Here is an 18741-nt window from a genome sequence, read left to right on the forward strand (position 1 = left end):
GTTATGAGGAGGTGCAGAGATGTACGCAATTATCGAAACTGGTGGGAAACAAATCAAAGTAGTAGAAGGTCAAGAGATCTATGTTGAAAAACTAGATGCTGAGGCTGGAGCAGAAGTAAGCTTTGATAAAGTTCTATTTGTAGGTGGCGACTCAGCTAAAGTCGGCGTTCCATTTGTAGACGGTGCATCTGTTACAGGCACGGTTGAAAAACACGGTCGTAACAAGAAAATTATCGTATACAAAATGAAAGCAAAGAAAAACTATCGTCGTAAGCAAGGCCATCGTCAACCTTATACAAAAGTTGTTATTGGCAAAATTAACGGGTAAGACCGATGATACGTATTCAATTTAACCATGATCAAGAAGAGAACATTACCATGTTTACAATGAGTGGCCATGCCGAAGCAGGACCACATGGACAAGATATTGTTTGTGCAGGTGCTTCAGCCGTTTCAATTGGAGCGATTAATGCTGTTCATGCGTTGTGTGGAGTGGATCTTGTTGTTGATTTGGCTGGTTCAGAAGGTGGCTATTTACACTGTGAAGTTCCAGAAAATCTGGATACCAAAACATATGATGATGTTCAATTGCTTTTGAAAGGGATGGAGCTATCCCTTCAATCAATGGAAGAATCATATCGCTCATTTATGAGTATTGAAACCGACAGGAGGTGACGATATGTTAAGAATGGACCTTCAATTTTTCGCTTCGAAAAAGGGAGTAGGTAGTACGAAAAACGGTCGTGATTCTCGTTCAAAACGCCTTGGTGCTAAACGTGCCGATGGTCAAGCTGTAACGGGAGGATCAATCCTTGTTCGTCAAAGAGGTACACGTGTTTACCCTGGAACCAACGTTGGTAAAGGTGGAGACGACACACTATTCGCGAAAGTGGACGGTGTTGTTAAATACGAGCGTGTTGGCCGTGACCGTAAACAAGTAAGTGTATATCCAGCATAAAACCTTGCATTCGCAAGGTTTTTTTTGTCGAAAATCATTATCTGAAAAATGATCAAAAAGTACTACATAAGCTAGCAGCTTTTGGAATTCAGGTGCGACTTAACACTAATTTTGTCGAAATACACTATAAAAAAAGGAAAAGATGAAGTAAACTAGAATGGTGAATAAATAGGTAAAATTAGGAATTAGTTAAGGAGGACTCGTTGAAGTGAAATCAACAGGTATTGTAAGAAAACTAGATCAGCTCGGACGAATTGTTATTCCAAAAGAATTAAGGAGCATGTTGAATATAGAAATTAAAACACCGCTTGCGATTTTAATTGATGGTGACCAAATTGTGTTAGAAAAGTATCAACCCTATAGCGCATGTTTGATTACTGGGGAGAGTTCAGATGAGAACCTTATGCTTGCAAATGGTAGTATTTGTTTGAGCAAAGAAGGCGCTGAACAATTGATTAAAGAATTGCAAGATCGAATGGATTCCAAACACCGTTAGCCAAAAAGAAGGCAACGGTTTTTTTGTGTCGAAATCATACACTAGGGGGAATAAAACATGACAAAAACACTTATTGTAAATGGGAAGGTTTGGACAGGAACCCAAGAAGAGGTTGTGCTGTTCGACATTCTTGTAGAAGGAACAAAAATTGTAAAAGTAGAAAAAGAAATTGATCGACAAGCTGATTGGCTAGTCATTGATGCGAAAGGGGGATGGGTGACACCTGGAATGATTGACGTCCATACGCATCTAGGGGTCTATGCACAAGACGTAGGAAAAGCTGGTCACGATTTTAATGAAACTACAAAACCATGTACACCGGAAGTTCGGGCACTAGATGGCATTCACCCAGAAGATAGTGGATTTGCTGATGCGAGAAGAGCAGGAATTACGACTGTGCAAGTGTTGCCTGGCAGCGCAAACGTCATTGGTGGAGAGACATGTGTCATTAAAACAGTGGGAAATACGGTGGAAGACATGATTGTGCAGTCGCCATCAGCGATGAAAGGGGCGCTCGGTGAAAACCCGAAAAATATCCACGGCCCTAAAGGGAAAATGCCTCTTACGAGAATGGGCGTTGCAGCTGTACTTCGTCAAGAATTAATGAAGGCTCAAGATTATGGGAAACAAAAAGAGCAAGGCACACTCACCATGAGAGATTTAGGGATGGAGCAATTGCTTCCTGTTGTAAAAGGGGAACTGCCAATGCGAATTCATGCCCACCGAGCGGATGATATTGTGACAGCCATTCGAATTGCAAAAGAATTTAACCTAAAAATGACCATTGAGCATGTAACGGAAGGGCATTTAATTGTAGATGAACTACGTGCGAGTGGGCATCGTTTTACAATTGGACCAACATTTTCGGCGCGGTCAAAACAGGAGTTAGCGAATAAAAGCTGGGATACAGTGAAACGATTTGCCGATATCGGTAGCCCCTTTACAATTACGACGGACCATCCCGTTATTCCAATTGAGCATCTGATTACAACAGCATCTCACGCCTTGAAACATGGTGTGAGCGAGAACACGATGCTAAAAGCATTAACCGTTTATGCGGCAGAGCATTTACAAATAGAAGATCGATTAGGTACGCTGGAGGAAGGCAAAGATGCCGATATCGTCATATGGAGCGAGCATCCTCTTGCGATGACTTCAGTCGTCCAACAAACGATTATAAATGGTGAGGCGGTCTATACTAAGCAGTAAAGACTAAGTAGGGAAGTAGGTTTGAATGGTGAATCGTGATCAAAATCGGATTAACGAGCTTTATCAATCGATTTGGTGTGCGGCTAATGATGGTGAACGGAAACGGTATATTACAAAATTAGCTTTGCTACAAGCGCAAGTAAAAACTAGAAGAGGATAACAATGTATAAAGAAGAGACGATAAAAGAAGCGAAACGACGAATGCATCCATATGCATGCGAAGGCTTTTTAGAAGGCGCGGGAAACGAGCAAGCAGACGTTTTATTTGTAGGAGAAGCACCAGGCAGAACGGAAATTGTCACAGGAAAACCTTTTTCAGGTCAATCAGCAGAAAGTTTCCAAACCTACCTGCAATCTATTCAGCTAACGCGGGAAGAGATCTTTGTTACGAGTGTGGTTCGAAGCAGGCCGTATAAAACAGACCTCAAAAGTCAGCAAAAGCCGATTGAAGAGAGAGGGAATCGAACGCCAATCAAAAAAGAGATAAACGCCCACGCAATCCTTTTAGATGAAACAATTGACCACATTAACCCCAAAGTTATTGTGACGCTAGGTAGAATTGCGCTCGAGCGAATTGTTGGTTCGTCGTTTAAAGTGAACGAACAACATGGAAAGCCTTTTTGTAGTAAAATTTTACGTTATTCAAAAGAAGGCGTTTACGAACGCAGCAACAATTGGTTTATAATCTTTCCCACATATCATCCGTCCTCTGTATTTTATCGGCAGCATTTGAAAGAAACAATTGCAGCGGATATGCAAGGTCTGAAGCAACTACTAACCGTTGATTAAGTTAGCCATAACGGTCTTGGTGTTGCTTTTTCTTTTTTAAATAGTCTTGGTCTTCCCGCGCTTTTATCCATTTCTCTTCGAAATAAGACGCTGCTTTTGCTTTTTCATCATCAATATCTCGGTCATTCAGGTTCCCGTCTTTATCGTACTTTTTGCCTCCAGGGTAATTTGCATATCTTCTAGCTCGCGTGTAGCCCATCTGCAAAAATTTTCTTGCCATATCCATGCCGACCAAATCATCCGCTTTTTTATAAGCGAGAAACTGTTCATAGATTGTTTCAGAAGATTCTTTCGCGACATCAGGAGTTTTAAATCGCCAATTTGGGAGAATTTCACTTTTATATGGTTCAATCATTAATACGCCTTGTTCTCCACGCCCGACACGATACTTCTCAGGCTGCTTTCGATGATCCGCGTCTTTGTCCATCTGGTCATAGTAACTCATTGTCATCCCTCCATTTCATTTTCATACCCGATTTAAGCAACTGTAAGCAAAAAAGACTCGAGTTTCGTTCAACTCCAACGTTTCTTTTAAAAAAAGATGAGTAATCACTACTGGATTAATCATCTCTTGTGCTCGAGCCTTTTATGGTTTAATAATTGATTGGACGTTAAATAAAGTATCGGAAAGGGGAACCTCTCGTCCTGCAAGACATTCGGCGAGTGCGTAGCCAATATAAGGTCCAGCTGTTAAACCAGTAGAACCGAGACCGTTCGCAATCCACACGTTTTCGTAGTTTGGCATTCTTCCGAAAAGCGGCATGTGGTGTGGGCCAACAGGTCGAAACCCCACTTTTGTTTCTACATACGATGCGGTTCGTAATCCTGGGGCAACGGAAAACGTTTCATGTAGTAAGGTGTGAACCGCATCGGCAGTCACGGACGGATTAAAATTCGTATGATTTTCATACGTAGAGCCAGCAACAATCTTCCCGTTAGGAAAAGCTAACAGATATTGATTTCCAGGAGGGATGACCACAGGCCATTGGGATGTATCTTGGTCAATTTGTAAATGAACTATTTGTGCTTTTTGATCGCGAATATCTACTGCGATGGAAGTCCGTTCGAATAGCGGCTTCACCCAAGCGCCATTCGTAATTATTAATTCGTCGTATTCAAGCTCGCCTTCTGAAGTGAAAACGGCTAACCGCCCGTTCGCTTGCTCTTCAATTGACGCTTTTTGATGAATAATGGTTGCGCCTAGACGTTGTGCGGCTTGCTGCATGGAGTGATTTAACGATTGACCGTCAACACGCCCAGCTCCTTCTACGAATACACCATAATAGCGTGTATCGAGAACAGGGAATCGCTGCTGTATGTCGTCCCCTTCAAGATAAGTCAGTTCACCAATTTCCGGGGCGTCTTGTCGTTTAATTTTTGCGCGTTCGATGGTATCAAGAACATTTTCTTTTTTTTCGTGAATCCAGAGAGCACCGGTTCGTTTGAAACCAGTATCTTCGCCGCCGAACGAAGCCAGCGTTTCTACAAACGATGGGTAGTAGGCTGCACTGTTTTTCACGAGCTGGTACCAAGCTTGGTTTCGTCGTTTCGATAACCAAGGACACACAATTCCAGCAGCGGCATTTGTTGCTCGATTTGGATGCTTGTCATCAACGAGAACGACATCGTACCCTTGCTTTGCTAAATGAAATGCGGTGGAGCTACCAACAATGCCTCCACCAATTAAAACCATTCGTTTTCTCATAAAATAATGCCTCACTTTTTGCGTATCAATCATTAGAAAAGCGTAGCGAATCAAAGCAAAAATGTCAATTTCAGCATTGACATCATTTTTTTTCATACGCATAGTGTAAAGAAAAAGGAGGCGGATAACATGCTAACCATCGGCATCACTTCTTCGATTGTTGACGCAGGGAGACTAAGTACGGCGCTAGATAATATTGCGGCTATCAATGGGAAACAAGTTCTGCCATTTGTGCTTCCAAATATTGAACCAACGAAAGCTTGGTCATACGTAAAGCAACTAGATGGTGTGTTAATGACAGGTGGAGGCGATATTAATCCAACGCTGTTTCATGAAGACCCTCATCCTCAACTAGGGAGTATTACACCAGAGCGAGATTTATTTGAGATGGCACTTGCAAAAGCGGCTTTAGCAGAAGAGAAACCGGTGCTTGCGATTTGTCGAGGCATGCAAATCTTAAATATTGCGGCTGGAGGAGATATGTATCAAGATTTACCGAGCCAATTTCAAAGCGAATTAATTCAGCATCAGCAACGAGCTCCGAGAGAGTATGGTAGCCATCAAGTCCAAATGAAGGATTCTTCTATACTCGCATCAATTGTTGGAACACAAACCATGTTTGTAAACAGTTTTCACCATCAAGCGGTTAGACAAGTATCTTCCCCTTTAGCGGTGGTCGGTTGGACAAATGACGGTGTTATAGAAGCGATTGAACACGAAACACACCCTTTTCAAGTAGGCGTTCAATGGCACCCTGAAAATATGAAGGATGAGCATTCAAAAAAGCTTTTTCAAGGTTTTCTCAAAGCTTGTGAGTCATGGAGAAGCAGATCAAAAGCAAATTAATGTGCGTTCTTTTATACTGAAGAAAAGGAGGCAGACTACATGGATTTTCGTGAATATAAGCAATACGATGGGGTGGCGTTAGCAGACTTAATAAAAAAACGGAGTATTCAACCGTTAGACGTCCTTCAAGCTTGTTTAGAAGGGATGAGGGCTCATCAACAATTAAATGCAGTCGTCTCAACTCGGGAAAAACAAGCAAGAGAAGAGTTAAAAGATCTCCATGGGGAGCAACTCTTTAAAGGCGTCCCGTTTTTATTAAAAAACTCGTCTCAAGCGTTAAAAGGGGAGGAACTAAACGGTGGGAGCGCGTTATTAAAAGGATCTGTTGCGACAGAGTCCAGTCATTACACGAAACGCTTGCAACATGCTGGGTTTATTATGATGGGTTATACGAATTCTCCTGAATTTGGTTTGAAGAATATCACGGAACCGAAATTGTACGGGGCAACCAAAAACCCGCATAATGATTCATATTCTCCAGGTGGTTCGAGTGGTGGAGCTGCAGCGGCGGTGGCGAGTGGGATCGTCCCAATTGCTGGAGCAAGTGATGGAGGGGGTTCCATACGTATTCCTGCTTCGTTCACAGGGCTTGTGGGCTTAAAACCAACACGAGGTCGTACACCTGTCGGACCTGGTGCAGGACGTCAGTGGCAAGGAGCAGCGATTGATTTTGTCTTAAGTCGGTCGGTACGGGATAGCGCACGGGCACTAGATGTGCTGCAAACGTATCAACCAGAAGCGGCCTTTCATACACCTTTATTTGTAGAAGGGTTTGAAGAGACGATGCATCAAGCACCACCTATGCGTATTGCGTACTCCTATGAGTCGCCAGTTGGTACACCTGTTTCAGACGATGCGAAAACCGCACTGATGCAAACGGTTCAGTATCTTGATTCTCTTGGGTATGAGATAGAAGAAGCGTCTCCATCCATTGATGGTCGTTATTTAATGCAGCAATACTATTTAATGAACGCTGGCGAAATGGCAAATATGCGTAGGCGTTTAGAGAAAACAATTGGTAGAGCTCTTCGTGAAGAGGAGCTGGAAACGGAGTCGTTTGTTCTCTCGGAGGCTGGAAGACATGTGTCGGCAGCTCAATATGCCAGTAGTCTGACTGCATGGGACGAGCATGCAGCAAAAGCGATGGCTTTTCATCAAAACTATGATTTGTATTTAACACCAGGAACTGCATCGATTGCACCGAAAATTGGTGAGCTCACGCCATCTTTAGAAGAAGAGCAGAGGTTGAAAGACTCAGTGCAGAGACTTGGCGCTCAGGATCAGCTTGATCTTGTTTATGAGATGTTCTTACCAAGTTTGACGTACACCCCTTTTACACAACTTGCAAATTTGACCGGGCAACCAGCGATGAACATCCCTGTATATCAAACGAATCAAGGTATGCCTATCGGTGTTCAAGCGATAGCGTCTAAAGGAAATGAAGCGTCACTAATACGCTTAGCGGCAATGCTTGAACAAAGTGATTTGTGGCAAGGATAAGGTCGTCTTACTTGTATGTTTTTGATCGTTTTTACTATACTAAGAAGTGACGTAGAAAAGGAGCTGGTAAGCATGTATCGCAAAGTAGAAGATTTTATTCAAGAATGGAAACAAGAATCTTATTTAACATCAGCGGTTTTAGACGCTGTGTCAGATGAAAAATTAGGACAAGCGATTGAAGAAGGACACAACACTTTAGGTTGGTTAGGTTGGCACTTGACGACATCTCCTGTCTTTTTTGTAGGACAACTAGGTGTGAATCTTGACGTAGAGCTTGCGGAAAAACAGCCGAGCAGTGCGAGTGTTATAAAAGATTCATATGATCGCGTAAGTCAGGCGTTGCTTCAAGCAATGGAAAAGATCGAATCAGACAGCTTTATGGAAGAAGAGCTCGAAGCCTTAGGTGCAACGATGACAAAAGGAACGATGCTACGTATGCTCGTTAGCCATCAAACGCACCATCGTGGGCAAATGACGGTTCTCCTTCGTCAAGCAGGGTTAACGGTACCTGGAGTCTATGGGCCAACAAAGGAACAAACAAACTAAGAAAATAATCGTGTAGATGTGAAACGTACTGATCATGATCAGTACGTTTTTTTTATGTTCATTTGTAAAGGTGGTCTTCATGCTTTTTACAAAAGCTTTACACGAGCCATATATGAACTTAATACTTGCCATCTATACTTGGGCTTGTAAGAACGATACCGAATGCTTAACAAATAGGGGGAAACAAACAGATGAAGAAGTTAAACCTTGGAGCAGTTTTTGCAGCATTTCTATTAACAGCAGCTGCATGTGGATCAGATGAGGGAACGAATGGTGATGGTGACAACGCATCAAATGGTGGAGATAGCTCCAATGATAATAATACAGAAGAAGTATCAGGAAGCATTCTTGTAGCAGGATCAAGCGCAATGGAACCGCTTGTAGCCGCGGCAAGTGAAGTGTTTATGGAAGAACATCTGGAAGCAAGTATCTCTGTACAAGCTGGTGGGTCTGGTCAAGGACTTTCTTCCATTGCAAGTGAACAAGTTGACATCGGGAACTCGGATGTATTTGCGGAAGAGAAAGACGATATTGATGCAACCAATCTTGTTGATCACCGCATTGCGGTTGTAGGAATGGGTCCAGCCGCTCACCCTGAAGTCGGTGTAGACGATCTATCAACGGAAGACATGATTAATATTTTTACAGGAGAAGTAACGAACTGGAGTGAAATCGGTGGCGCAGATGAAGAGATCGTTCTTGTCAACCGCCCAGATTCTTCTGGAACGAGAGATACATTTGTAAAATATGGCCTTGAAGGAAATGAGCCTTCATCTGATGCAATTACAGAAGATTCATCAAGTACAGTGCGTCAGATTATTAGCGAGACACCTGGTGCAATCGGCTACCTTGCTTTCTCGTACTACGATGACCAAGGTTCGGTTTTACCGTTAGCAGTAGATGGCGTTGAGCAAACCGATGAAAACGTCATGTCAGGAGATTTCCCAATCTGGGCCTATATGCACTCTTATACAAATGGAGAGCCTGAAGGGTTAACAAAAGCGTTTATCGACTTTCTGTTCAGCGAAACGGTTCAAGATGGTGTCATTCCAGAAATGGGCTACATTCCTGAAACGGGGATGCAAATAGAACGAGATGCTGAAGGAAATGAAACAGCAAAATAAAGAGAAGAAAAGGGGGCTTTGGTTAAAAAGGCCGAGCCTCTTTTCAAACATTGATTTTCATTGAGGAGAAGATCAAGGAGGAACGTATTCATGCCAGCTACCCAATCTGTAGCAGACCGTTTGCTAGATAAAAAGAAAACAATAAAAACAGAACGCAAAGGGAAATTGATTGTTTACACATGTGCAACCATTATTATTTTAACAACTGTATCGATTACACTTTTCCTAGTCTTTCGCGGAATGCAAGCTTTTGTTGCTGACGGCGTTAGTCCGATTGAATTTTTAACTAGTCTAGACTGGAATCCGGCCCGGAGTGCCGATCAAGGCGGACCAGCTTATGGTGCTTTACCTTTTATTGTCGGCTCGTTTGCCGTAACCATTTTAGCTGCGTTAGTGGCTGCGCCGCTTGGAATTGGTGCTGCCATTTACATGACTGAAATTGCGCCAAGTTGGGGACGGAAAATTCTCCAACCAGCAGTAGAGCTATTAGTCGGAATTCCATCAGTTGTTTATGGGTTTATTGGCTTAACGCTCATTGTTCCTTTTATACGTGAAAATGTTGGTGGACAAGGATTTGGCTTATTAGCTGGAATGGTCGTATTATCCATTATGATTTTACCGACTGTGACAAGTATTGCGACCGACGCGCTTCGATCTGTTCCAAATGGGATTAGAGAATCATCGCTCGCTTTAGGGGCAACGAGATGGCAAACGATTCGCCGCGTCATTGTGCCAGCTGCTGGACCGATGCTATTAACGGCGATTGTTTTAGGAATGGCCCGTGCCTTTGGTGAAGCACTCGCTGTACAAATGGTAATCGGAAATTCTCGAACCATTGCAGAATCTTTACTTGATCCAACTGCAACATTAACGACGATTATTACATTAAACATGGGACATACGGTACCTGGAAGCACGGAAAACAACGTGCTCTGGTCATTAGGATTAATTCTTCTAGTGATGTCTTACTTGTTCATTATCATCGTTCGTTTCTTGTCATCTAGGAGGCGTTTTTCATGAATAAACGATGGACAGATCGATTAGCGACATCCGTATTTACACTGATTGCGCTTCTCATTGTAGCCGTATTAGCAAGTTTGATTAGTTATATATTGGTACGTGGGATTGGCCAACTTGATTTTAACTTTTTAACAAGTCCGCCGAGCTCATTTCGTGAAGGTGGAGGAATTGGTCCACAACTATTTAACTCTTTTTATATTCTTGTTCTAACGATGTTATTTACTGTTCCTCTTGGTCTTGGTGGCGGGATTTACATGGCTGAATACGCAAAGCCTGGCAAGGTAACAGATTTTATTCGTACATGTATTGAAGTATTAGCGTCCCTTCCATCCATTGTTGTAGGTCTTTTCGGTTTACTTGTCTTTGTACAATTAACCGGCTGGAGCTATTCAATCTTAGGCGGTGCCCTTGCGTTAACAGTCTTTAATTTACCTGTCATGGTGCGTGTCGTTGAGGATTCCATTACAAGCGTTGCCCGTGAACAAAAAGAAGCAAGCTTAGCTCTTGGCATTACGCATTGGGATACGATTCGGACGATTATTTTGCCAGCGGCATTCCCAGGAATTTTGACAGGAGTTATTTTATCAGCAGGACGTGTGTTTGGTGAAGCGGCTGCGTTATTATTTACGTCTGGCGTGACGACACCACGACTTGATTGGGCAAACTTTAATCCATTTTCAGAGACATCACCATTAAACGTGTTTCGACCAGCAGAAACGTTGGCTGTTCACATTTGGAAAGTAAACACTCAAGGGCTTGTTCCCGATGCTAGAGATATTGCTGACGGTGCGGCGCTCGTACTCATTATTGCTGTTCTGTTATTCAATTTAATGGCCCGACTTCTTGGACGCTATGTACACAAAAAATTAACGTCTGCAAAATAGGAGGAATTCCATGTCAACTTTAACCGTTCGAAAAGAAGAACAACAGACTGAGATTGTAACGGAAAACACGTTACTAAAAGCAGAAAACATTAACATTTATTATGGAAAGAACCACGCTGTTAAAGACCTTTCTTTAGCAGTCAATCGCAATGAAATTCTTGCGTTAATTGGTCCTTCAGGCTGTGGGAAATCGACATTTTTAAGAAGTATTAACCGGATGAACGACTTGATTCCATCAGCAAGCGTTACAGGGAAAATGATGTATGAAGATGTGAATTTGTTGAGTGACGCGGTTAATGTAGTGTCGCTTCGAAAAGAAATTGGGATGGTGTTTCAAAAAGCAAACCCATTCCCAAAGTCGATTTATGATAACTTGACCCACGGACTCCGTTTTCACGGTGTGCCGAAGAAAGAATGGAAAGGCATCGTGGAAGAGTCGTTAACGAAAGCGGCTTTATGGGATGAAGTGAAAGACCGTTTGCACGAGTCTGCACTTGATCTTTCCGGAGGACAGCAACAGCGCTTATGTATTGCGCGCACGCTCGCTTTAAAGCCAGAAGTCATTTTACTAGACGAACCAGCTTCAGCACTAGATCCGATCGCCACTGCAAAAGTAGAAGAATTAATGATCGAGTTAAAGAAACAATATACGGTTGTTGTTGTAACGCATAATATGCAGCAAGCTTCTCGTGTATCGGATCGAACGGCATTCTTTTACAACGGTGAATTAATTGAAACAAACGCTACGGAGAAATTATTTAGTAATCCTGATCATAAGCAAACGGAAGCCTATATTTCTGGTCGATTTGGTTAAGGAGGAGAGATCCATTATGGTGGCAACATTGGAAGAAACGCGAGCTGTGTATCAAGTGAAAGATTTTAATTTATGGTACGGACAAAATCATGCGTTGAAAAATATTAGTTTAGCGTTAAATGAAAAAGAAGTGACGGCGATTATTGGTCCGTCCGGTTGCGGAAAGTCGACGTTTATCAAAACATTAAACTTAATGTCAAAGTTAAATCCAACGATTAAAATGTCGGGAGAATTGAACTATCACGAACAGAATCTGTTGCATACATCAATGGACTTAGCGGATCTTCGTAAACAGGTCGGAATGGTGTTTCAGAAACCGAACCCGTTTCCAAAGTCAATTTATGAAAATGTCGCCTATGGTCCACGTGTTCATGGTGTTCGTAAGAAAAAAGAATTGGATGAAATTGTTGAAACTAGTTTAAAAGGTGCGTTCCTTTGGGATGAAGTGAAAGATCGACTAAGTAAAAACGCCATGGGCTTATCAGGTGGGCAACAGCAGCGCTTATGTATTGCTCGTGCGCTAGCAACAAAGCCAGAAGTATTATTAATGGATGAGCCAACGAGTGCGCTTGATCCATTATCAACAACAAAAATTGAAGAACTAATTACGTCTTTAAAAGGAACGTATACCGTTGTAATCGTGACACACAACATGCAGCAGGCGGCACGGATTTCTGACAAGACCGCATTTTTCTATATGGGTGAACTGATTGAAATTGACGATACAAGAAAAATATTTTCAAATCCTGAACATAAGCGGACTGAGGCTTATATTTCAGGTCAATTCGGTTAAGGGGCGAAGCATATGTTACGTAGCATGTTTGTGCAACAGCTTGAAGAATCCGTCACGCATATTCAGGAATTAGGAGAGCGAACCCTTGTGCAGCTCGATCGGGCCATTGCTTGCTTTGAGACAGGGGATACGAGTAAAGTAGATGAGATTATAGCGAATGATAAGAAAATTAATAAGCGAGAGCTTGAATTAAATGAGCAAGTTTTTGATATTATTGCGCGTCAACAACCTGTAGCAAGTGATCTTCGTAAGCTAATTGTTGTGATGAAAATAAGCGGCGATTTAGAACGAGTTGCTGATTTAGCGGTTGATATGGCAAAAGTATCGCGACGGATTTCAGCAGTAGACGATGACACAATTAGCGAGCTTTCTTCATTGGCAAAAGATGCTCGGGCTATGGTCGCAAAAGCACTCGTCGCCTATAAAGAGAAAGATGTGTTTGCAGCCCAGCAGCTAGCGAAGGAAGACGACGTAATTGATGAACGGTTTGGAAAGTTTATTAAGCGTTTGTTCAGACAAGATGTGAATGAACAAAATATTGAAGAAACCACGCAACTAGCTTTTATCGCTCGGTATGTGGAGCGGATTGCAGATTATGCGACGAATCTATCAGAGTGGATTATCTATGAAGCGAATGGGCACCATTTTGATTTAAACTAGCGAGAACCTCGGTTCTTGCTAGTTATTTTTATGCTATACTAGAAGGGTGAATTGAAACCTATTCTATTGCTAGAGGAGGGCAACGTGTGATTCCTGCCCAAACCTTTTTACCATACTTACAGTTTCATAATCATGTATGGCCGCTTTTCTTTATCGGAGCAGCCGTATGGTTGATCCTCACGTGGTTTGATTTGCAAACAGGCAGAAAGCTTATTGCCGTGTTTGTCAGGTTAACACAAGTTCTTTTACTGTTAACAGGTGTCGTGATTTTATATATGTATCAATTTACCCCTTATTATAGTGTGAAAGGGGCAATTGCCCTTTTACTGTTTATCTTTTTTGAAACGAGTCGACTGGCATTAAAGCGGAAGAACTATTCTTTATTTGCGCTACATATAAGCATCTTTCTATTTTCTGGATTAATGGTTTGGCTGTTAGGGATAAATGGTCGTTAGCAGTTCTGGAGTATTTCTAAATGGCTATCAACTTTCATTAGAATAAATCCGATAAAGAATACGAGAGCACTTGCGCTCGTATTCTTTTTTGCTAAGGTGGAGAATGTGTTGAGTCAAAACCAGTACTTAACGATGTTTATTGAAGAAGGTCATGAACATCTTTCACTTATAAATGAACAACTGCCTCAACTATCAGAAGAGGACAATCAAACGACTACGCTTAACGATGTCTTTCGGTCGGCACATACAATTAAAGGTATGGCCGCTTCAATGAATTTCACTGTTATGGCCGATGTTACACACCAATTTGAGAATATACTAGACGATTTAAGAACAGGGAATGTGTCTTTAACGGATGAGCATATGAATCTCTTTTTTATGATTGTCGACTTTCTTGATAGTTCGCTTGAATCGATTGAGGAAAATGGAACCGAACTTCCTTATGGGAGAGAGTTAGAACAACAACTTCAGTGCATGAACCAAAATGAAGTCGGTCCGCTTGAGCAAGCTGATATAGATAGCTATACGTTGCGGATGCTGGAACAAGCGCTTGAAGAGGGGATTCCACTTAAAACGGTTCATGTTGAAGTGGATGAGCAAGCGATGCTAAAAGGCGTTCGTGCATATATGGTGGTGAATGAACTTAGTAATTTAGGAGAAATTTTACATACAAGTCCAAATACTGAAGCTCTTGAAGAAGGCTTGTTTGATCGTAGTTTTCAAGTGATTGTAGCAACAGGGTCAGAGGCTCACGCCGTTGTTTCAATCATAGAAGGGTTAAGCGAGATTACAAGCGTAAACGTGAAAGATTTCGTACTTGAGCAAACCGAATCAACTGCAAGCGTGAATAGGAAGGAACAAAAGGTTGTTGAAAAAGGAGAGCCAGCAGATGCACGTGTGCAGAAATCCATTCGTGTGCAGCTATCTAAATTAGATGACTTAATGTATATGTTTGAAGAGCTTGTAATTGAAAAAAGTAGGTTAGCGCAATTAGCGAAACAAATTGATCAGCCCGATTTAACGGTGACGGCAGAGAAAATGAATCGGAGCATTAGTCATTTGCAATCTGTGATGCTCTCTATTCGAATGATGACGTTAGATACGGTATTTACTAGATTTCCAAAAATGGTCCGCAAAATTGCAAAAGAAGTCGACAAAGACATTCATTTTGTTATGGAAGGCGGGGAAACTGAAATTGATAAGGCTCTGATTGATGAATTAAGTGATCCTTTGCTCCATTTATTAAGAAATTCGATTGATCATGGCATCGAGCATCGTGACATACGAAAGGCTCATCACAAAGCGGAAAAGGGAACCATCACGCTACGCGCTTTTTATAAAGGTAGCCGGGTTGTGATTGAAATTGAGGATGACGGAGGTGGCATCGACCGGGAACGAGTGTTGCAAAAAGCGTTGTCTCTTGATTTGCTAACCGAAGAGGATGCAGCAAATCGAACCGATGAAGAAGTCTTTCAACTTCTCTTTCAATCTGGGTTTAGTACAGCTGACACAGTAACCGATTTATCAGGTCGAGGAGTTGGTTTAGATGTTGTTAAGACAAATTTAGAAAAGATTGGTGGAACCATTGAAGTCGCTTCTCGACCAGGCGAAGGATCTACCTTTTTCATTTCACTACCATTAACGGTTTCAATCATGGAAGCACTACTTGTCCGTGTTAACAACGACACATTCGCTATTCCGGTCTCTGCTGTACTAGAAACTGCAACAATCAAAACGGAAGACATTCACTATTCGCAACATCAAGCAATGATTGATGTCCGTGGTCTCTATACTCCCGTAGTCTCTTTGCGAACGTTTGTGGGAATAGAGGTGGATGAGCAAGAGGAGTGGTCGGTGGTGATCTTATATCAAAAAAATAAGTTAGTCGCGTTACGTGTAGATGATTTCGTTGGCCACAGTGAAATTGTCTTAAAGTCTCTCGGCTCATTATTAAAAGGAACGACGGGGTTGTTAGGGGCCACCATCCTTGGAGATGGAAAGATTGCAATGGTTTTAGATACCTCCATGTACTTCCAGAATGAGTGGAGGATGAATCATGAGTAATCCATTAGAAAAATTGCTCCTTTTCACAGTAGGCGAGCAAGACTATGGCATGCATTTGCAAAATCTCCTTTCAATCGAACCTGTTAACGGGATTGCTTCTGTTCCAAATACGGCGAAAGTCATAGAAGGGGTTGTCCTCGTTCGTGGAGAGCTGATTGCTGTCGTAGATATGAATCAAATTTTAAACGGCACAAAAGCAACGATTACAAGGCATTCCCGGTTATTAATTTGTACCTCGCAAGAGAAAGACGTTGCGCTACTCGTTGATCAGGCGAGCGACATTTTACGTGTCGAGGCTGAGGCATTTCAAGACACAAATGATGTTCAGTCTAAAACACCATTTATTCATCAGTTTGTACAAGCGGAGACTGGTCTCGCGTCAATGATTGATCTTCACGAGCTGCTGACGTACATTGAAACCAATAAAGCTGTAGTGTAATGGTTCAAAAATCTTTATAGACAAATAAACGAAAGTACTAAAAAAAGAATCTTCCTGAAAGACGTTGCGATACGCCTTCAAGAAGATTCTTTCGCGTTATATGACAATTTTGCTTACTTTCTCGCTTTTGCTTTTGTTAGCAAGATGAAGATCATGCCACATCATGAAGCAAAGAACGGTCCATAATTTTCGACTGTAGTCTGCTTTTCCTTGGCGGTGATCTTCTAACATTTGCAGTAAGAAGGATTTATTGAAATATTCATCCGCACCGCTCGTTTTAATCGTTTGTTGTGCCCAGCTGTACAGCTCGTCTTTAAGCCATACGCGGATCGGTACAGGGAAACCGAGTTTTTTACGGGAAACAATGGAGTCTGGTACGATCTCTTTCATCGCTTCTCTTAGAACAAACTTTGTTGTATTGTTTGCTAATTTTAAATCTGTTTGCAATGAGCGGGCAAATTCAAAGACTTCTTTATCAAGAAATGGCACGCGTAATTCAAGCGAGTGGGCCATTGTCATACGATCCGCTTTAACAAGAATATCACTAGCAAGCCACGTATGCATGTCCACATACTGCATCTTTGTGGAATCGTCATAGTGACGGACCGCATCATAAAGCGGACGTGTCACATCCGTATATGGATGGGACGCATCATATGAATGAAACAGCTCTTTCTTTTCCTCTTCATTGAAAATAAACGCGTTCCCGACATAACGTTTTTCAATAGGTGTTGTTCCTCTTAATAAAAATCCACGCCCTTTAACAGACGAAGGTAAACGTTGCGCAAATCGGTTTAAAGCTGGGTGCAAGCTTCTTGGTATTTTATCAAAGAATTTTAAATCTAACGGCTCGCGGTAAATCCGATAACCACCAAATAATTCATCAGCACCTTCTCCGGATAAAACAACTTTTACGTGCTTCGCTGCTTCCTTTGCAACAAAATAGAGGGGAACAGCTGCTGGATCGGCAACAGGCTCGTCCATATGCCACATAATTTTAGGGAGTTCCTCTAAAAATTCCTCTGGCGTAATTAATTTTGAAACATTCCGGACGCCTAATTTTTCTGCGGAGTCTTGAGCTAAATCAATCTCGCTATAGCCTTGTGTTTCAAAGCCGACTGTAAAAGTTAATAGTTCTGGGTGTCGTTCTTTGGCAAGCGCGACAATTGCGGTAGAATCAATGCCACTTGATAAGAATGAACCAACAGGAACATCTGAACGCATATGTTTCTCTACGGAATTTGTTAACACGTCTTTCGTTTCGTTTACTAACGACTCAAGCGATTGATTGCGAGAGTGCTGGTAGAACGAGCGATCGCTGTAGCTTGTAACGTCGATTGATAAATGCTCATCAATGGTTAAGTAGTGACCCGGTAATAGTTTTTCCACATGATTTGTTAATGTATGTGGTTCTGGTACATATTGAAACGTTGCATAATGCTGTAACGAATCTGTACGTATTTGCACTTCATCAATGTAAGGCATAAGAGATTTTTGCTCTGAACCAAAATGAAGACGGCCATTGTCTCTCATGTAATAAAACGGTTTAATACCGAAACGGTCGCGACCACAGAAAAGGATTCTTTCTTCAGTATCCCAGATTGCAAAGGCAAACATCCCGCGCAGTTTTTTGATCATGTCTTTGCCTTCATGCGCATACATCGCAATGAGTACTTCGGTATCCGAGTGCGTGCGGAACGTTACTCCTCGCTCTTGTAATGCTTCTCGAAGTTCAATATAGTTGTAGATCTCGCCATTAAACACCATTTGATAGCGACCTTCTTGATAAGAAAAAGGCTGTGAGCCGTTTTCTAAGTCAATGATGCTTAAGCGTTTAAAGCCTAGTCGAACAAACTCGTCTTTATATTCGCCTGTTTGGTCAGGTCCACGATGGTGGATCATCTCTAAAGCTTCCGTCCACGTCTGATCATCAGCGTGGTTGTTTTCGTTATGTTTGTGTAAGAGCTCTCCAATAAAACCACACATAAGTGAGGCACCTCCGAATAAGTAGGGTGAAAAAATGGCATGAAAAAATGGGTTGGAAGATCCAACACCCTCAGGTTTATGACCATTCTTTTCAGGGTAAAACATGAGTAAATTAAACGATATCATCATAACAGATGGAGGGAGAACAATGAAAGAGCCATTTGCCATTGATAAGAATGTCCTGAAGCAGTTGCACATTATTAACAGTTTAGAAGTTCGTACTGATCTTACTGTTCAATCTCTCTATGCTCGTGCTGTTCTTACGTATTCAAGTTATTACTTTAAAGAACAATATTTAAGAAAGCAAATTGATCAATCGCTTGAATGTCGTGATAAGGAAACATTTTATATTCTTACTTCAGAGCTCTCGTCTCACATCGAAAGTCATAAAAATGGAAAGACCATTTCTGAAAATGGCTATAATTTATTTTTGACTTTTCATTAAGATCAGGC

Annotated in this window: 23 protein-coding genes and 1 other annotated feature (1 of these 24 cut by a window edge); of the genes, 20 read left to right on the forward strand and 3 right to left on the reverse strand. The window is 41.8% G+C overall.

Annotated features, from left to right (window positions below):
* Positions 1-7: a sequence feature (ribosomal protein L21 leader region), on the forward strand; it begins 67 nt to the left of the window's first position.
* 12 nt (positions 8-19) lie between these two features.
* The 7 genes from rplU (at position 20) to ACE1TH_RS02635 (ending at position 3452) form a co-directional block, all read left to right on the forward strand.
* A complete protein-coding gene (rplU, locus tag ACE1TH_RS02605) occupies positions 20-328 on the forward strand; it encodes a 50S ribosomal protein L21 (RefSeq protein ID WP_099301375.1) in 309 nt (102 codons plus the stop codon).
* Positions 329-333: 5 nt separating this feature from the next.
* A complete protein-coding gene (locus ACE1TH_RS02610; protein ID WP_099301374.1) occupies positions 334-675 on the forward strand; it encodes a ribosomal-processing cysteine protease Prp in 342 nt (113 codons plus the stop codon).
* Positions 676-679: 4 nt separating this feature from the next.
* A complete protein-coding gene (gene rpmA / locus ACE1TH_RS02615; RefSeq protein WP_099301373.1) occupies positions 680-958 on the forward strand; it encodes a 50S ribosomal protein L27 in 279 nt (92 codons plus the stop codon).
* A gap of 208 nt (positions 959-1166) precedes the next feature.
* Positions 1167-1454, forward strand: coding sequence for an AbrB/MazE/SpoVT family DNA-binding domain-containing protein (locus ACE1TH_RS02620; protein WP_099301372.1), 288 nt, complete (start codon positions 1167-1169; stop codon positions 1452-1454).
* 57 nt (positions 1455-1511) lie between these two features.
* Positions 1512-2663 (forward strand): amidohydrolase, encoded by a 1152-nt coding sequence (locus ACE1TH_RS02625; RefSeq protein ID WP_375078326.1) that lies wholly within the window; start codon positions 1512-1514, stop codon positions 2661-2663.
* A 25-nt stretch (positions 2664-2688) separates the two neighbouring features.
* Positions 2689-2823, forward strand: a complete 135-nt coding sequence (locus tag ACE1TH_RS02630; RefSeq protein ID WP_255223468.1) for a hypothetical protein — start codon at positions 2689-2691, stop codon at positions 2821-2823.
* A 2-nt stretch (positions 2824-2825) separates the two neighbouring features.
* The gene (locus ACE1TH_RS02635) at positions 2826-3452 is read left to right on the forward strand and encodes a uracil-DNA glycosylase (RefSeq protein WP_099301370.1); all 627 of its coding nucleotides are present in this window, start codon (positions 2826-2828) and stop codon (positions 3450-3452) included.
* A 1-nt stretch (position 3453) separates the two neighbouring features.
* Here the strand turns inward: ACE1TH_RS02635 and ACE1TH_RS02640 are convergent, their stop codons facing one another.
* Together ACE1TH_RS02640 and ACE1TH_RS02645 are read right to left on the reverse strand one after the other, a co-directional pair.
* The gene (locus ACE1TH_RS02640; RefSeq protein ID WP_099301369.1) at positions 3454-3897 is read right to left on the reverse strand and encodes a DUF4385 domain-containing protein; all 444 of its coding nucleotides are present in this window, start codon (positions 3895-3897) and stop codon (positions 3454-3456) included.
* Between the two features lie 141 nt (positions 3898-4038).
* Positions 4039-5253, reverse strand: a complete 1215-nt coding sequence (locus tag ACE1TH_RS02645) for an NAD(P)/FAD-dependent oxidoreductase (protein WP_375078327.1) — start codon at positions 5251-5253, stop codon at positions 4039-4041.
* Positions 5254-5286: 33 nt separating this feature from the next.
* Here ACE1TH_RS02645 and ACE1TH_RS02650 point away from each other — a divergent pair, with 33 nt between their 5' ends.
* The 12 genes from ACE1TH_RS02650 to ACE1TH_RS02705 all read left to right on the forward strand — a co-directional run bounded on the left by ACE1TH_RS02650 (position 5287) and on the right by ACE1TH_RS02705 (position 16302).
* Entirely contained in the window at positions 5287-6003 is a 717-nt protein-coding gene (locus ACE1TH_RS02650; protein ID WP_255223466.1) for a gamma-glutamyl-gamma-aminobutyrate hydrolase family protein, read from the forward strand.
* Between the two features lie 39 nt (positions 6004-6042).
* On the forward strand, positions 6043-7503 hold the full coding sequence (locus ACE1TH_RS02655; RefSeq protein WP_375078328.1) for an amidase family protein: 1461 nt from the start codon (positions 6043-6045) through the stop codon (positions 7501-7503).
* Between the two features lie 72 nt (positions 7504-7575).
* Positions 7576-8049 carry a DinB family protein gene (locus ACE1TH_RS02660; RefSeq protein WP_099301365.1) on the forward strand — a complete coding sequence of 158 codons (474 nt, stop codon included), beginning with the start codon at positions 7576-7578 and terminating at the stop codon, positions 8047-8049.
* 191 nt (positions 8050-8240) lie between these two features.
* The gene (locus tag ACE1TH_RS02665; protein WP_375078329.1) at positions 8241-9173 is read left to right on the forward strand and encodes a phosphate ABC transporter substrate-binding protein; all 933 of its coding nucleotides are present in this window, start codon (positions 8241-8243) and stop codon (positions 9171-9173) included.
* A 90-nt stretch (positions 9174-9263) separates the two neighbouring features.
* Entirely contained in the window at positions 9264-10193 is a 930-nt protein-coding gene (pstC, locus tag ACE1TH_RS02670) for a phosphate ABC transporter permease subunit PstC (RefSeq protein ID WP_099301363.1), read from the forward strand.
* Positions 10190-11077 carry a phosphate ABC transporter permease PstA gene (gene pstA, locus ACE1TH_RS02675; RefSeq protein WP_375078330.1) on the forward strand — a complete coding sequence of 296 codons (888 nt, stop codon included), beginning with the start codon at positions 10190-10192 and terminating at the stop codon, positions 11075-11077. The genes pstC and pstA overlap by 4 nt, the downstream gene beginning before the upstream one ends.
* A gap of 10 nt (positions 11078-11087) precedes the next feature.
* Positions 11088-11891: a phosphate ABC transporter ATP-binding protein PstB gene (gene pstB / locus ACE1TH_RS02680; RefSeq protein WP_099301361.1), complete on the forward strand. Its 804-nt coding sequence runs from the start codon at positions 11088-11090 to the stop codon at positions 11889-11891.
* A gap of 16 nt (positions 11892-11907) precedes the next feature.
* Positions 11908-12684: a phosphate ABC transporter ATP-binding protein PstB gene (gene pstB, locus ACE1TH_RS02685; protein WP_375078331.1), complete on the forward strand. Its 777-nt coding sequence runs from the start codon at positions 11908-11910 to the stop codon at positions 12682-12684.
* Positions 12685-12696: 12 nt separating this feature from the next.
* Entirely contained in the window at positions 12697-13344 is a 648-nt protein-coding gene (phoU, locus tag ACE1TH_RS02690) for a phosphate signaling complex protein PhoU (RefSeq protein ID WP_099301359.1), read from the forward strand.
* Between the two features lie 86 nt (positions 13345-13430).
* Complete coding sequence (locus ACE1TH_RS02695) at positions 13431-13799, forward strand: hypothetical protein (RefSeq protein WP_099301358.1); 369 nt, start codon at positions 13431-13433, stop codon at positions 13797-13799.
* A gap of 108 nt (positions 13800-13907) precedes the next feature.
* Entirely contained in the window at positions 13908-15863 is a 1956-nt protein-coding gene (locus ACE1TH_RS02700) for a chemotaxis protein CheW (RefSeq protein ID WP_375078332.1), read from the forward strand.
* Complete coding sequence (locus ACE1TH_RS02705) at positions 15856-16302, forward strand: chemotaxis protein CheW (RefSeq protein ID WP_099301356.1); 447 nt, start codon at positions 15856-15858, stop codon at positions 16300-16302. Before ACE1TH_RS02700 ends, ACE1TH_RS02705 begins: the two co-directional genes overlap by 8 nt.
* Before the next feature lie 96 nt (positions 16303-16398).
* Here ACE1TH_RS02705 and asnB read toward each other — a convergent pair whose 3' ends face one another.
* Positions 16399-18288 carry an asparagine synthase (glutamine-hydrolyzing) gene (asnB, locus tag ACE1TH_RS02710; RefSeq protein WP_099301355.1) on the reverse strand — a complete coding sequence of 630 codons (1890 nt, stop codon included), beginning with the start codon at positions 18286-18288 and terminating at the stop codon, positions 16399-16401.
* A gap of 103 nt (positions 18289-18391) precedes the next feature.
* Here asnB and ACE1TH_RS02715 point away from each other — a divergent pair, with 103 nt between their 5' ends.
* On the forward strand, positions 18392-18733 hold the full coding sequence (locus ACE1TH_RS02715; protein WP_375078333.1) for an IDEAL domain-containing protein: 342 nt from the start codon (positions 18392-18394) through the stop codon (positions 18731-18733).
* The last annotated feature ends 8 nt before the right edge of the window (positions 18734-18741 follow it).

It is taken from the genome of Shouchella sp. JSM 1781072 (genome assembly GCF_041949915.1).
Lineage (GTDB): Bacteria > Bacillota > Bacilli > Bacillales > Bacillaceae_D > Shouchella.

What these genes read in the sequence shown, in the direction of transcription:
- rplU (WP_099301375.1), top strand. Translation starts at nt 20, where the DNA reads ATGTACGCAATTATCGAAACTGGTGGGAAACAAATCAAAGTAGTAGAA.
- ACE1TH_RS02610 (WP_099301374.1), top strand. Translation starts at nt 334, where the DNA reads ATGATACGTATTCAATTTAACCATGATCAAGAAGAGAACATTACCATG.
- rpmA (WP_099301373.1), top strand. Translation starts at nt 680, where the DNA reads ATGTTAAGAATGGACCTTCAATTTTTCGCTTCGAAAAAGGGAGTAGGT.
- ACE1TH_RS02625 (WP_375078326.1), top strand. Translation starts at nt 1,512, where the DNA reads ATGACAAAAACACTTATTGTAAATGGGAAGGTTTGGACAGGAACCCAA.
- ACE1TH_RS02630 (WP_255223468.1), top strand. Translation starts at nt 2,689, where the DNA reads ATGGTGAATCGTGATCAAAATCGGATTAACGAGCTTTATCAATCGATT.
- ACE1TH_RS02635 (WP_099301370.1), top strand. Translation starts at nt 2,826, where the DNA reads ATGTATAAAGAAGAGACGATAAAAGAAGCGAAACGACGAATGCATCCA.
- ACE1TH_RS02640 (WP_099301369.1), bottom strand. Translation starts at nt 3,897, where the DNA reads ATGAGTTACTATGACCAGATGGACAAAGACGCGGATCATCGAAAGCAG.
- ACE1TH_RS02645 (WP_375078327.1), bottom strand. Translation starts at nt 5,253, where the DNA reads ATGAAAAAAAATGATGTCAATGCTGAAATTGACATTTTTGCTTTGATT.
- ACE1TH_RS02650 (WP_255223466.1), top strand. Translation starts at nt 5,287, where the DNA reads ATGCTAACCATCGGCATCACTTCTTCGATTGTTGACGCAGGGAGACTA.
- ACE1TH_RS02655 (WP_375078328.1), top strand. Translation starts at nt 6,043, where the DNA reads ATGGATTTTCGTGAATATAAGCAATACGATGGGGTGGCGTTAGCAGAC.
- ACE1TH_RS02660 (WP_099301365.1), top strand. Translation starts at nt 7,576, where the DNA reads ATGTATCGCAAAGTAGAAGATTTTATTCAAGAATGGAAACAAGAATCT.
- ACE1TH_RS02665 (WP_375078329.1), top strand. Translation starts at nt 8,241, where the DNA reads ATGAAGAAGTTAAACCTTGGAGCAGTTTTTGCAGCATTTCTATTAACA.
- pstC (WP_099301363.1), top strand. Translation starts at nt 9,264, where the DNA reads ATGCCAGCTACCCAATCTGTAGCAGACCGTTTGCTAGATAAAAAGAAA.
- pstA (WP_375078330.1), top strand. Translation starts at nt 10,190, where the DNA reads ATGAATAAACGATGGACAGATCGATTAGCGACATCCGTATTTACACTG.
- pstB (WP_099301361.1), top strand. Translation starts at nt 11,088, where the DNA reads ATGTCAACTTTAACCGTTCGAAAAGAAGAACAACAGACTGAGATTGTA.
- pstB (WP_375078331.1), top strand. Translation starts at nt 11,908, where the DNA reads ATGGTGGCAACATTGGAAGAAACGCGAGCTGTGTATCAAGTGAAAGAT.
- phoU (WP_099301359.1), top strand. Translation starts at nt 12,697, where the DNA reads ATGTTACGTAGCATGTTTGTGCAACAGCTTGAAGAATCCGTCACGCAT.
- ACE1TH_RS02705 (WP_099301356.1), top strand. Translation starts at nt 15,856, where the DNA reads ATGAGTAATCCATTAGAAAAATTGCTCCTTTTCACAGTAGGCGAGCAA.
- asnB (WP_099301355.1), bottom strand. Translation starts at nt 18,288, where the DNA reads ATGTGTGGTTTTATTGGAGAGCTCTTACACAAACATAACGAAAACAAC.
- ACE1TH_RS02715 (WP_375078333.1), top strand. Translation starts at nt 18,392, where the DNA reads ATGAGTAAATTAAACGATATCATCATAACAGATGGAGGGAGAACAATG.